The 12,775-nt window shown below is 63.3% G+C and carries 10 protein-coding genes and 1 pseudogene; 9 read left to right on the top strand and 2 right to left on the bottom strand.

What is annotated here, in order from left to right:
• The first annotated feature begins 46 nt into the window (after positions 1-46).
• Positions 47-1,222 carry a copper oxidase gene (locus QYR03_RS01090; RefSeq protein ID WP_301712295.1) on the top strand — a complete coding sequence of 392 codons (1,176 nt, stop codon included), beginning with the start codon at positions 47-49 and terminating at the stop codon, positions 1,220-1,222.
• 10 nt (positions 1,223-1,232) lie between these two features.
• Here the strand turns inward: QYR03_RS01090 and QYR03_RS01095 are convergent, their stop codons facing one another.
• Together QYR03_RS01095 and QYR03_RS01100 are read right to left on the bottom strand one after the other, a co-directional pair.
• Positions 1,233-1,640, bottom strand: coding sequence for a hypothetical protein (locus QYR03_RS01095; RefSeq protein WP_301712296.1), 408 nt, complete (start codon positions 1,638-1,640; stop codon positions 1,233-1,235).
• Between the two features lie 23 nt (positions 1,641-1,663).
• On the bottom strand, positions 1,664-2,320 hold the full coding sequence (locus tag QYR03_RS01100) for a hypothetical protein (protein ID WP_301712297.1): 657 nt from the start codon (positions 2,318-2,320) through the stop codon (positions 1,664-1,666).
• Between the two features lie 193 nt (positions 2,321-2,513).
• Here QYR03_RS01100 and dapB point away from each other — a divergent pair, with 193 nt between their 5' ends.
• The 8 genes and pseudogenes from dapB to QYR03_RS01140 all read left to right on the top strand — a co-directional run bounded on the left by dapB (position 2,514) and on the right by QYR03_RS01140 (position 12,704).
• Positions 2,514-3,260, top strand: coding sequence for a 4-hydroxy-tetrahydrodipicolinate reductase (dapB, locus tag QYR03_RS01105; RefSeq protein WP_301712298.1), 747 nt, complete (start codon positions 2,514-2,516; stop codon positions 3,258-3,260).
• On the top strand, positions 3,261-4,013 hold the full coding sequence (thyX, locus tag QYR03_RS01110) for an FAD-dependent thymidylate synthase (RefSeq protein WP_259848658.1): 753 nt from the start codon (positions 3,261-3,263) through the stop codon (positions 4,011-4,013). It begins immediately after the preceding gene.
• 43 nt (positions 4,014-4,056) lie between these two features.
• Positions 4,057-4,965 carry a 4-hydroxy-tetrahydrodipicolinate synthase gene (gene dapA / locus QYR03_RS01115; protein ID WP_301712299.1) on the top strand — a complete coding sequence of 303 codons (909 nt, stop codon included), beginning with the start codon at positions 4,057-4,059 and terminating at the stop codon, positions 4,963-4,965.
• Positions 4,966-4,967: 2 nt separating this feature from the next.
• Entirely contained in the window at positions 4,968-7,058 is a 2,091-nt protein-coding gene (locus tag QYR03_RS01120; protein ID WP_301712300.1) for a ribonuclease J, read from the top strand.
• 41 nt (positions 7,059-7,099) lie between these two features.
• The gene (locus QYR03_RS01125; protein WP_301712301.1) at positions 7,100-7,726 is read left to right on the top strand and encodes a TIGR03085 family metal-binding protein; all 627 of its coding nucleotides are present in this window, start codon (positions 7,100-7,102) and stop codon (positions 7,724-7,726) included.
• 246 nt (positions 7,727-7,972) lie between these two features.
• A complete protein-coding gene (locus QYR03_RS01130; RefSeq protein ID WP_301712441.1) occupies positions 7,973-11,026 on the top strand; it encodes a DNA translocase FtsK in 3,054 nt (1,017 codons plus the stop codon).
• Between the two features lie 3 nt (positions 11,027-11,029).
• Entirely contained in the window at positions 11,030-11,239 is a 210-nt protein-coding gene (locus QYR03_RS01135; RefSeq protein WP_301712302.1) for a hypothetical protein, read from the top strand.
• Between the two features lie 271 nt (positions 11,240-11,510).
• Positions 11,511-12,704, top strand: a pseudogene (locus tag QYR03_RS01140) (IS3 family transposase).
• Positions 12,705-12,775: the final 71 nt, after the last annotated feature.

Consider the following 12,775-nt stretch of genomic DNA (forward strand, 5'->3'; position numbering starts at 1 on the left):
TCCGCGGGTGTGGCACCGCAAGGTGTCGCGCCCGGTCTCGGTGTGGATGGGGGTTTTCATCCTTGTCGGGCTTGTGCACACACTGCTGCCTGAGCCGCGCTTGGTGCTCATCCACATCTTCACTCTGGGCATTCTCACCAACGCCATCATGGTGTGGTCCCAGAACCTCACGGAACGTTTCCTCCAGGCGAAGCTGCCGGACTCGGCGCGCCGGTACCAGTTGGCCCGCTCCCGTCTGCTCAACATCGGAGTCGCGGCTGTCCTCCTCGGGCACCTGTTCGGCGGCGAGGACTGGAACTGGATCATCACGGGCTGCGGTGCCGCGTTCGTGGTGGGTGCTGTTGGGTGGCATGCAGTGAGCGTCGGCAAGCAGGTCGCCGCTTCTGATCCCGCTAAGCGTTTCCGTCCCGTCGTGTGGGGGTACGTCGTCTGCAGCGGGAGCCTCGTTATCGGTGCCTGCTTCGGCGCGGCGCTGGCGATGGATCTGCGCAACGGATGGCAGCAGCGGGTTTTGCTGGCGCACCTATTGGCTAATATCGGCGGCTTCGTGGGATTCGCCGCGATGTCGTCGCTTGTTGTGCTGTTGCCCGCCATGTGGCGGATGAAAGCAGTGCTCGCGCACCAGCGTTCTGTGCTGTGCATCATGGGTGCGGGCTTGCTCGTCGCCGCCGCGGGCGCACTGTCGGGCAGCGGTGTCGTCCTTGGCTCCGGTGTGATTGTCTACGCGGCGGCGTGGGCCTGGGCGCTCCAGACGTGGTGCGCGGGAGTCTTTTCTTCCGCCACGCGCGACCGCTTCACATATCCGGGCATGTCCGCCTTGCTCGCCGTCGTGTGGCTCGTCGCCGCGCTGGTGAGCTTCGGGACGTCTGCGTTGCTTATCGACGGCCCCCTCGATGCCCTCGTTCCTCCCACCCTTCCTCTCCTCGCCGGGTTCGCCGCGCAGCTTCTCATCGGGACGATGAGCTACCTGATGCCCACGACGATTGGCGGCGGTCCGGCCGCTACGCAGGCGGGACTGGCGGAACTCAACCGTGCCGGGATCTTCCGCGCGGCGGCATTCAATTGTGCAGTGCTCGGTTGGCTCTTCGCGCCGTCGTCGCTGGCGCGGATTGTGTGCAGCTTGATCGCGTGCGGGTGCCTGGTCGCGTTCCTTCCCCTCATGGTCCGCGCTGTGCGGGCGCAACGCCGGGTGATTGCGGCACAGTCCGGCGGACGGGTCTAGTGGGGATGTTCTAGCCGGTCACCGTGACGTCGTAGACCATGCCGCGGGATTTATGCGACGCCATGGTGCACCAGCCCTGCGTGCTGCTGGTGAAGGTACCGAAGTCGTGAACGACCGTCTTTTTCGCTGGAATGATACCGGAGTATTCCGTGCCGATTTTCAGGTCGTGGCTGCGGTCGTCGTTGTTGGTGATCCTCAAAACAACCGGGGTGGAGGGGTCGACCTCCACCTGCGCCGGTGAGAATTTCATGCCCGTGATGGTGATGTCCTGGATCACCGGGCCGGAAATATCGTTCGCCCCGCCGGAGCGGGCGTGCGCGAGGAGCGCATCTGCCGCCGAGGCTACGACGAGGAGGACGACCGCCACCCACGAGGCAGCGGTGCCGCGGGCGGTCGGTGCTCCAGGAGTGGAAGGCATCTCGGTCATCCCCTGGGCGCCGTCTATTTCTGGATGTCGACGACGAGGCGCGTCGGGTTCTCGAGGACGTACGCCTTGTACGGTCGCTTAGAGTCCAGGCCGACCAGGTAGTGCGAGTCCGCCTCGAAGGTGCCGCCGTAGACGACGTCTGCGATATTTCCGGTGTTCAGACCGAGGTTCGTGTCGGAGGCGTATTTCGCGTCCGGGTCCATGTCCAGGGATGTGCCGTGGACAAAGAGCTCTAGTGCCGTGGCGCCGGGGAATTCCATGGGGAAGCCGGAGCCCTGCTCGCGCGGTTCGTTCGTGTACGCGGCGTTGTAGGTGGGAAGACCCTCGCCTTCGAATTCGAAAACAACGCGGTCGAAGCCGTCGTGGGAGCCGGCGCGGATGTCGGTGGTTCGCAGCTGTCCGCCGGGGCCGTGATCGCCGAGGGTGTCGGTCGGCTCGGTGCTGAAGCCGTCGGCGGCCGGCTGCTCCTCGACAGCGGCGGCCGCGCGGGTGTCGTTGCTTGTCGACGCTTCGGTCTTTTCCTGGGACTCAGTCGATGTGGCAGTGGTCGTCCCGCTGGAAGGCCCGTGCTCGGTCATCGCCGGCTCGTCGATGTCGCCGCCGGCGCAACTGGCCAGAGCGAAACCCGCGGCGACTGTGACAGCTGTTGCCTGAAGTGACTTGAGTTTCATGTGTTCCAGTCTATCTGGGCAAAAGCGCCCGCGCGACCAGCGACAAGCCCGATGTGCAAGGGAGGGGAGCAGCCGCCAGCGTTGCGCACCCGCGGCGCTATGGTGGAGGACACGACAATCACTTCGGAAACTGAAGAAACTGTAGAAACTGAAAACGAAATTGCCGGTGCCGCAGCCGGCAGGAAGGCGGATCATGGCTATCAAGGTCGGAGTACTAGGCGCGAAGGGCCGTGTGGGCTCGGCAGTGGTAGCGGGAGTCAACGCCGCGGAGGATCTGGAACTCGTCGCTGAAGTTAACGCATCCGATTCGTTGGACCTGCTCGTCGAAAAGGGGGCGGATGTCGTCGTGGACTTCACCACCCCGGCCGCCGTCATGGACAACTTGGAGTTCTGCATCAACAACGGCATCCATGCCGTCGTGGGCACTACCGGCTTCGATGAGTCGCGCTACCAGCAGGTGCGCGACTGGTGTGCGGCGAACAGTAATGTCGGTGTGCTCATCGCACCGAATTTCGCAATTTCGGCGGTGCTCGCCATGGCCTTCGCGCGGCAGGCGGCACCGTTCTTCGAGTCCGCCGAGGTCGTCGAGTACCACCACCCGAATAAGCTCGACGCGCCGTCCGGCACGGCAGTGAAGACGGCGCAGGGGATCGCGGAAGCTCGTCGAGAAGCGAATAAGGGCGCGATGCCGGACGCCACGGAGCAGGCTCTCGACGGCTCCCGCGGCGCAGACGTGGACGGCGTGAAGGTCCACGCCGTGCGCATGCAGGGCATGGTCGCGCACGAGGAGATCATCTTCGGCACCACCGATCAGTCGTTGACAATCCGTCAGGACTCCTACGGCCGCGACTCCTTCGTCCCGGGTGTGCTCACCGGTGTGCGCCAGGTCGCCGATAACCCCGGCTTGACCATCGGGCTGGACAGCTACCTGGGCCTGTAAATGACGCAAAAGAAGAAGCTCGATGTCCAACTCGTCGCCGCGACCTCCTTTGCGGCACCCGCGGACGTGGACTGGGAACAGGACTCGGCGGCCACCGACGCGGAGGCGCTCGTCGAGTTTGCGGGGCGCGCCTGCTACGAGACCTTCGATAAACCGAACCCGCACACCGCGGGCAACGAGGCGTACCTGCGCCATATTCTCGAGGTAGGCCACGACGCGCTGCTCGAGCACGCCACCGCGACGCTCTACATCCGCGGTCTGTCGCGCGCGGCGGGCAACGAGCTGCTGCGCCACCGCCACCTTTCTTTCTCCCAGCTGTCGCAGCGTTTCGTCCCGGCGGGCGAAGCTGATGTCGTCGTGCCCGACGTTATCGCGGAGGACGAGGACCTGTCCCGCATGTTCCTCGCGGCAGTCGACGAGCAGCGGTTCGTCTACGAAGAGCTCCTCAACGCGCTGGAGAACAACCTCGCCGCCGAGCCGAACTCCCTGCTGCGCAAGAAGAAGGCGCGCCAGGCGGCGCGGGCGATCTTGCCGAACGCCACGGAGACACGCTTCGTGGTCACCGGAAATTACCGGGCGTGGCGCGAATTCATCGCCGCCCGCGCCAGCGAGCACGCGGACATCGAGATCCGCGAACTCGCCGTGGCCTGCCTGGAGATACTCAAGAAACAAGCGCCCGCGCTTTTCGACGACTTTCTCATCAGCACGCTCGCTGATGGCTCCGTGATGGCAACCAGCCCCTACGCCGGATAGGGCTACACAGATTCACAGGGAAGAGAATGTACCCTAGATAACCATGGGCATTTCAACGAAAGCACAAACCGGTGCAGAAGAATTCGGCACTGTCGGTGTCGCAATGGTCACTCCTTTCGACCGAAACGGTGAACTCGATCTAGAAGCCGGGCGAAAGTTGGCTGCCCACCTCGTCGACAACGGTGTCGACTCTCTCATCCTCGGCGGCACGACCGGCGAGTCCCCGACCACGTCGGCGGAAGAGAAGATCTCGCTGATCAAGGCGGTCCGCGAGGAACTCGGCGACCGCGTCAAGATCATGGCGGGTGCCGGCACGAACGACACGCGTTCCACCATTGCGCTGGCGGAAGCCTCCCGCGATGCCGGCGCCGACAGTCTGCTCGTGGTCACGCCGTACTACTCCAAGCCGTCCCAGGCCGGACTGCTCAAGCACTTCACAGCCGTGGCCGAGGCGACGGACCTGCCGATCTGCCTCTACGACATCCCGGGCCGCTCCGGTATCCCGATCGCGGGTGAAACAATCCGTGCCCTGGCGGAGCTGCCGACCGTGAAGGCTGTGAAGGACGCCAAGGGTGATGTGCTTGAGGCGACCGCGATTATTAACGAGACGGACCTTGCCTGGTACTCTGGCGACGACGTTCTCAACCTGCCGTGGTTATCCGTCGGCGCGACCGGAGTCATCTCCGTGATCGGGCACGCGGCCCCAGGTTTGATGAGAGAAATGGTGACAAGCTTCGAGGAAGGCGACCTCGCCCGCGCGCGGGAAATCAACGCCACCACCATGAGCGTGCTTGCCGGACAGCAGGCTGCGCTCGGTGGAGTGACATTTGCAAAAGCGGCCCTGCGCCTGCAGGGCATCGAGGTCGGAGACCCCCGCCTGCCTGTCGTCCCCGCGGACGAGACGCAGCTGGAGGTTCTCCGCCGCGACATGGAAAAGGCTGGAGTCCTATAAGTATGAACGAACCCCGCAATCGCTCCCGTAAAGTGACCCGCAAGGCGGGCCCGCCGGAGGCAGGCGATCAGCAGCCCGTCTTCCAGGCAGCGGATACCCAACCCGGCGACAACGGGGGCAACGGTTCCAACAACGGAAATAGCAACAGCAACGGTAACGGCGGCGGCAACGGCAATAACCGCAGCAACAACGGCAACGGCAACAACGGCGGCAACAACCGCGGCGGCCGTGGCAACAACGGCAACGGAGGCGGCAACAACCGCGGGCGGGGTCGTGGACGCGGCCGCGGACGCGGCGGCCGTGGAGGAGACAACCGCCGCAACCCGGTGAAGGGTATGCAGGGTGCCGACCTGACTAAGCGTCTGCCGGCTCCGCAGAAGGCCCCGCAGAACGGCCTGCGTATCTATGCTCTGGGCGGCATTTCCGAGATCGGCCGCAACATGACGGTTTTCGAGTACAACGGCCGTAAGCTCATCGTGGACTGCGGCGTGCTGTTCCCGTCCTCCGACGAACCGGGCGTGGACCTGATCCTGCCGGACTTCGGCCCGATCGAGAACAAGCTGGACAAGGTCGAAGCCCTTGTGGTCACTCACGGCCACGAGGACCACATCGGTGCGATTCCGTGGCTGCTGAAGCTGCGCCCGGACATCCCGATCTACTCGGCGAAGTTCACCAACGCACTTATCGCGGCCAAGACGAAGGAACACCGTCAGCGCCCGAAGCTGCACGAGGTCAATGCGAAGTCCGAGATCACCGTCGGTCCGTTCAACTTGCGCTTCTTCCACGTCGGCCACTCCATCCCGGACTGCCTCGGCGTGGTCATCAAGACTGGTGCAGGCACCGTCTGCATGACCGGCGATGTCAAGGTCGACATGACCCCGTACGACAACAAGCCGACGGACCTGCCTGCTCTGGCGCGTTACGGTGACGAGGGCATCGACCTTTTCCTGTGCGATTCCACCAACGCGACGATTCCGGGCATCTCCGCCTCGGAGGCTGGTATCGAGGAGACGCTGATCCGCCTGGTTCAGGCTGCGAAGCAGCGCGTGGTGCTCGCGTCCTTTGCGTCCAACGTGTCGCGCGTGCAGATGGCGGTCAACGCCGCTGTCGCATCGGGCCGCAAGGTCGCCTTCAACGGCCGCTCCATGATCCGCAACATGGAGATCGCCGAGAAGATGAACCTCCTCAAAGCGCCGAAGGGCACGATCATCCCGATCGAGGAAGCCGCGAAGATGGCTCCGCACCGCGTCATGCTGATCACCACCGGAACGCAGGGCGAGCCGATGGCTGCCCTGTCGCGCATGTCCCGCCGCGAGCACCGCCAGATCACGGTGCGCGATGGTGACACGATCATCCTGTCCTCCTCGCTCATTCCGGGCAACGAGGAAGCGGTCTTCGCCGTGATCAACAACCTTGCCCAGATCGGCGCGAATGTGATTACCAGCGATGATGCCCATGTTCACGCATCTGGCCACGGCTACGCCGGCGAGCTTTTGTTCCTGTACAACATGGCGCGCCCGCGCAACGCGATGCCGGTTCACGGCGAGTGGCGCCACCTGCGCGCCAACAAGGAACTGGCGATCGCTACCGGCGTCAAGCCGGAGAACACAGTGCTGGCCCAGAACGGTGTGGTGGTCGACATGGTCGACGGCAAGCTCAAGGTCGCGGGCCAGTACCAGGTGGGCAACCTGTACGTCGACGGCACCACCATGGGCGATGTCGATCCGGATGTCCTGACTGACCGCACCAACCTCGCTGCTGGCGGCGTCATCTCGATCACCTGCGTCATCGACGACCGCACGAGCCGTCTCATCGAGCGTCCGGTCGTGTCCACCACCGGCCTCGTCGACGATGACCGCGGTGTCCTGCCGGATCTCGTCGAGCTGGTGGAGAACACCATGTTCGATTTGGCCGCGGAAGGCGAGAATGATCCGTACCGCATGGTGCAGCAGCTCCGCCGCCGTGTTTCCCGCTCGATCGAGCAGAAGTACAAGCGCGAGCCGGTGATCCTGCCGACGGTCGTTCCAATGAACGCCGATGACACCGCACCGCTCAGCAACGAGGATGTTGAGTCATCCCGCGAGTCGCTGTAAGACCCGCACTGATAGGCCCCAGCCGGACTAGGCTGGGGCCTATGTCTTTTCAGCAGAAAGAGCGTGAACAGCTGGCTCAGCTTCTTCTCGACCGCGGCCCGGATGCGCCCACCCTGTGCGAAGGGTGGACTACTGCCGACCTCGCCGCGCACCTGTACTTGCGTGAGCGCAAGCCGTACTTGGCGGGCGGATATTTCATTTCCGCGCTGTCGGAAGTCACCCAGAATGCGCAGTCCGCGGTGAAGCAGCGGCCGTACACCGAGGTGGTCGGCGAATGGGCTGCCGGTCCGCCGCTGTTCATCAAGCCCTTCGATAAAGCCATGAACAGCTCCGAGCACTTCATCCACCACGAGGATGTGCGCCGGGGTAGGGGAGAGGTGGCTCCCCGAGAATTTTCGCGGGTTGTGGAGGCCGACCTTATGAAGGCCGCACGGATGATGGTCCAGATGGCGCTGAGTAGTTCAGAGGTGCCGGTGGTGCTGACCCCGCAGAACCACCCACCGGTCACGCTCGGCGGGAAACGGGGAGTGGTGGCGAAGGGAGACCGCGTCGTGCGCGTTTCGGGTGATCCCGGTGAGCTGTTGCTGTGGGTCACCGGTCGCGATGCCGTGCAGGTGGACATTGACGGCGCTGAGGCGGATATCGCGAAGGTCAAGCGCCGAATCTAGACTGATCGAAATTTGAGAGCGCCGGTGTGGCGCATGTGACTAAAGGTGTGACTGGCCATTACAGTGGTGGCCATGTCTGTCACGAGTACCCAGCGCCGCCAGAAAGGTCGGTCCAAAACTGGGCCGAAAAGCCGTGATACCCGCACCACAGGCGGGTACTCCCGCTCGTCCGTATCCGGCACCACGGTTGCAGCCGACTCCGCCGATGAGCGCGTCGGCTCGGCCGTCGGCGCCGTCGGACGCGGAATGGGCAATGCGGCGCGCGAAGTGACCGGCGCATTTTCGGCTGTCGGGCGCAAGGCTGGTGCCTCCGCTTCCCGACGCCGCAAGCGCCCGATGCAGGAGGACACCTACGACGACGCTTTCGACGCCAGCTCGCCGAAGGAGCATGGCGGTGCCGAGGCCTACGACGAGCATGACGGCTACGACGAGGGCGACCTGACAGAGCGCGGCCGCCGCGCCGACGCAATCGGTCTTGTGCTCATCGGTCTCGCCGCTGTTCTCGGGGCGTCCGTTTGGCTCGACATTGCCGGCCCGGTGGGCGCGGCAATCGCCAGCGGTGTGCACTGGATCATCGGTGCCGGCGCCTTGGTGCTCCCCGTGGTCTTGGTTGGCATCGCTATCGCAGTCATGCTCGGGTTGGGCAGCAGCGCTTCCGAACGCGCACACAGCGGAGCCGGGCTGACCATCATCGCTATCTGCATGCTCGGCCTGATCCACGTCTTCGCGGGCACGCCGGAAAGCTGGGCGGACCGCAAGGTCGCCGGCGGTGCCATTGGCGCGTTGGTGGGCGGGCCGCTCAGCGCGGGCTTCACCCCGTATGTGGCGGTTCCGCTGCTGGGGCTCGTCATTGTCTACGCGGCCCTTCTGGCTACCGGCATCACGGTGCGCGAATCCTTCGACTACATCCGCAATCTGATCCGGAGCATCGCGTCGAGCGCGTACACCCCGGATCCCGCGGAAAGCGAGGAATCGGACGACATGTACGGCTATGTTGAGGGTGACCTCGACGATATCGCCGAGGGGCGTGAGCGCCGTCCCCGTGCTCAGACTCGCCAACCGCGTCCGGCGAAGCGTCCGCGCACCCCAATGGACAATTACCCGGTTGACCCGGCCGACGAGAACGCCGAAGACCCGACGCTTCTCGACGCTCCCGCTGACCCCGCCCCACGCCGCCGGACCCGTCCGCGGCCCGCGGCAGCAGCTACATCAGCGGCGAACGAGACCCGGGCGATGTCCCGTACTGATGCTCGTGACCAGCAGGACGAGGTGTACGACTTCGGCAGCGAAGTCGCCGCCGAGGACCAGTTCACCGAGCAGATCCCGGCACAGGCACCGGCGCGGGCAGAGCAGCCTGAGACGAAGGTGAATGCCCCGCGCCGCAAGCGCGCCCCAAAGACGAAGACGAGCGACACTGCACCGATCGAGAAGGTCAGTGGTGTTGCAGGCGCCGCTTCCGGTGCAGCCGGTGCTGCAGCGGCTGGCGGAGCTGGTGCCGCCCGGGCTGCCGGGGCAGCCGGAGCCGCCAATGCGGCAGGTGACGCAGTCAGCCAGGCGCGCGAAGAGATGCGCAAGCAGATCGTGGCACGCTCGGGCATCGATGCGTCGGCTATCCCGGCATCCACACCCAATTCCGAGAAGGAGCAGCAGCCGGCCCAAGCTCCCGCCGCACGGGAACCGGAGGGGGCAGGGGACTACACGCTGCCGTCGACAAGCCTGCTGCTCCCGGGCAACGCCCCGAAGAGCCGCACGGAAATCAACGACCGGATGATCGAGGCAATCACCGATGTCTTCGACGAATTCAAGGTCGACGCTGCGGTGACCGGGTTCTCGCGCGGACCGACAGTGACGCGTTACGAAGTCGAGCTCGGCCCCGGCGTCAAGGTCTCCAAGATCACGAACCTCCAGTCGAATCTCGCCTATGCGGTGGCGACGGACAACGTCCGGCTGCTGACCCCGATCCCCGGCAAGTCCGCCGTGGGCATCGAGGTGCCGAACTCCGACCGCGAAATGGTGCGTCTGCGCGATGTTTTGGACGCGCCGAACGTGCGCGCCGAGCATGACCCGATGCTGATCGGTCTCGGCAAGAACATCGAGGGCGACTTCGTCTCCGCGTCCGTGCAGAAGATGCCGCACCTGCTTGTGGCTGGTTCAACCGGTTCCGGTAAGTCCGCGTTCGTGAACTCCATGCTCGTGTCCCTGCTGACGCGCGCGACGCCGGAAGAGGTCCGCCTCATCCTCGTCGACCCGAAGATGGTGGAGCTCACCCCGTACGAGGGAATCCCGCACCTGATCACCCCGATCATCACCCAGCCCAAGAAGGCGGCGGCAGCGTTGCAGTGGCTCGTGGAGGAGATGGAGCAGCGCTACATGGACATGAAGTCCGCGCGCGTGCGCCACATCAAGGACTTCAACAAGAAGGTCCGCTCCGGCGAGCACACGGCTCCTCCGGGGTCCGAGCGCGAAATGCGCCCGTACCCGCTCATCGTCTGCGTCGTCGACGAGCTCGCCGACCTCATGATGACGGCGCCGAAGGAGATCGAGGACTCCATTGTCCGCATCACACAGAAGGCCCGCGCCGCCGGCATCCACCTGGTGCTCGCCACGCAGCGCCCGTCAGTGGACGTGGTCACCGGCCTGATCAAGACGAACGTGCCGTCGCGCCTCGCCTTTGCGACCTCCTCGCTCACCGACTCCCGCGTCATCCTCGACCAGGGTGGCGCCGAGAAGCTCATCGGCATGGGCGACGCTCTGTTCATTCCGCAGGGCGCTGGCAAGCCGCAGCGTCTCCAAGGCGCCTTCGTCACCGACGAGGAAATCCAGGCTGTCGTCGATGCCGTCAAGGAGCAGGGCGAACCGCACTACACCGAAGGTGTCACCGAGGAAAAGGCTCCGGAGAAGAAAGAGATCGACGAGGAGATCGGTAAGGACATGGACGACCTCCTCGAGGCCGTCGAGCTCGTTGTCACCTCCCAGCTCGGCTCCACGTCGATGCTGCAGCGAAAGCTCCGCATCGGCTTCGCCAAGGCCGGCCGCCTCATGGACCTCATGGAATCCCGCGGTGTCGTCGGCCCGTCCGAGGGCTCCAAGGCACGCGAGGTGCTGGTCAAGCCCGAAGAGCTCGAGACTATCCAGTGGATGATCAAGGGGGCCGACCCCGCCGAGGCGCCCAAGGAGGTACTCGAGGAGCAGTCGCTTGACGACGATTCCGCCAACTCCGGTGCCGAGTCCGGCTCCGGCGCCAGCACAGATGCTCAAACGGTGAAGGCCACCTACAACCCGACCGGCGGCGCGTTCTAACCGATGGGCGCTACTCCTGAGCTTCGGTTCTCTGTCGTCCTTTTCGACGATGTTGAGCTGCTCGATGTGGCTGGCCCGGTTGAAGTGCTGTCCAAGGTCGACGACTTCGACGTGGAAATGCTCTCAGCGGATGGTGGTTCCGTCGCGAGTTCGCAAGGAGTGCGGCTCGGCGTGGACGGCGACTTCAGTTCGGCAACCGGGGATGTGCTTTGATCCAGAAACGGGGCAAAAGACGCTAAAGACAACAAGCCGTGGACGACCCGACCTTAATATCGTCCACGAGGATGGTGTGCCAATTAAAACGGAGTTTGATCGCCCACCTGCGTCTAGGGCGCCGCATCATGCACAACAGCAGTTGGATGCGAATCCGGATGCGGTTGTTTGGTTGCTTACGCTAGACAAGCTTGAAGAGGGACCTGACCCCTGTTTGGTAGACACCTGATATCCATCCCGGTTGGGTTGGGAAGAAAGGTAATCTACCACCATGCCTAGGTATTCCGAACAGTTCAAACGTGATGCTGTGGCCCTCTATGAGAACAATGAGGACCTTTCACTTCACGCGGCTTCGACAGAGCTTGGAGTTAATCGTTCCTCACTTTATTCCTGGCTTAAGCAGTATGGCACCGGCAAACGTGCTCGCACGAAGGCCATGCGTGATCACGCCCAGGCGACGGCTGATTCTGAGCGAATCCGCCAGTGAGACAAAAGAAAACGCAAAGTTGCGCGAAGAACGCGACATCCTGCGTAAGGCCGCGAAATATTTTGCCGAAGAGACACGCTGGTGATCCGCTTCCAGTTTGTCTATGACCACCGAACCGAGTACTCGGTCAAGCGGATGTGCCATGTGTTAAAGCTCAATCGCTCCTCGTTCTACAAATGGGTCAACACCCGCGAGAATCGCAGGTTAAAGATGTGTTCCGATGCTCTTATTGGTGCAAGAATCACAACCATTTTCGATGATGAGCACGGGCTTTGTGGTGCTAAACGCATCGCTGCAAGCCTCAACGACGATCCGGACTTCGGCGCGACTAATCATAAGAAGGTTGCCCGCATCATGAAATCCATGGGGTTGAAGGGCTTTACGAAAAGGCGTCGATGCATCACCACTAGGCGCAAGCCTGGTCACCGTGTCATGCCAGATTTAGTAGGCCGTAAGTTCACTGCTGGCAGGCCGAATCACGTCTATGTAGGCGACATCACCTACCTGCCGTGTAAGGGCGGGAAGAACATGTACCTTGCCACGGTCATTGACGCCTATTCACGCAAGCTCGTTGGTCATGCGCTAGCCGATCACATGCGGGTATCGCTGGTTATCGAAGCTTTATCTCATGCCAGCGAAGTCCGCGGAAGCCTTAAAGGGGCAATTTTCCATTCTGATCATGGCAGTGTGTACACATCACAGGCGTTTGGGGATCACTGCGCCGAACTTGGTGTGCGCCAATCCATGGGCGCGGCGGGAACTAGTGCCGATAATGCCCTGGCAGAGTCATTTAACGCCACCTTAAAGCGTGAAGTTCTACGTGATCGGAAAGTCTTTGACAATCCCATTACCTGCCGGCAGGAAGTCTTTCGATGGTGCATGCGCTACAACACCCGCAGACGGCACTACTGGTGCAACCTTCTAGCCCCCGATGATTTCGAAGTACTCACCTCAACTACACTGATCCAAGCAGCATAGCTAACCCCCGACGTGTCTACTTTCCGGGGGTCAGGCCCCAGAAAATCTGTTCGTCAAGGTAATTCGGGATG

It is taken from the genome of Corynebacterium sp. P4-C1 (assembly GCF_030503595.1).
In the GTDB taxonomy this organism is placed as follows: Bacteria; Actinomycetota; Actinomycetes; order Mycobacteriales; family Mycobacteriaceae; genus Corynebacterium.

Coding starts and splice junctions, on each gene's coding strand:
- QYR03_RS01090 (WP_301712295.1), top strand. CDS start 47: ATGGGGGTTTTCATCCTTGTCGGGCTTGTGCACACACTGCTGCCTGAG.
- QYR03_RS01095 (WP_301712296.1), bottom strand. CDS start 1,640: ATGCCTTCCACTCCTGGAGCACCGACCGCCCGCGGCACCGCTGCCTCG.
- QYR03_RS01100 (WP_301712297.1), bottom strand. CDS start 2,320: ATGAAACTCAAGTCACTTCAGGCAACAGCTGTCACAGTCGCCGCGGGT.
- dapB (WP_301712298.1), top strand. CDS start 2,514: ATGGCTATCAAGGTCGGAGTACTAGGCGCGAAGGGCCGTGTGGGCTCG.
- thyX (WP_259848658.1), top strand. CDS start 3,261: ATGACGCAAAAGAAGAAGCTCGATGTCCAACTCGTCGCCGCGACCTCC.
- dapA (WP_301712299.1), top strand. CDS start 4,057: ATGGGCATTTCAACGAAAGCACAAACCGGTGCAGAAGAATTCGGCACT.
- QYR03_RS01120 (WP_301712300.1), top strand. CDS start 4,968: ATGAACGAACCCCGCAATCGCTCCCGTAAAGTGACCCGCAAGGCGGGC.
- QYR03_RS01125 (WP_301712301.1), top strand. CDS start 7,100: ATGTCTTTTCAGCAGAAAGAGCGTGAACAGCTGGCTCAGCTTCTTCTC.
- QYR03_RS01130 (WP_301712441.1), top strand. CDS start 7,973: ATGGGCAATGCGGCGCGCGAAGTGACCGGCGCATTTTCGGCTGTCGGG.
- QYR03_RS01135 (WP_301712302.1), top strand. CDS start 11,030: ATGGGCGCTACTCCTGAGCTTCGGTTCTCTGTCGTCCTTTTCGACGAT.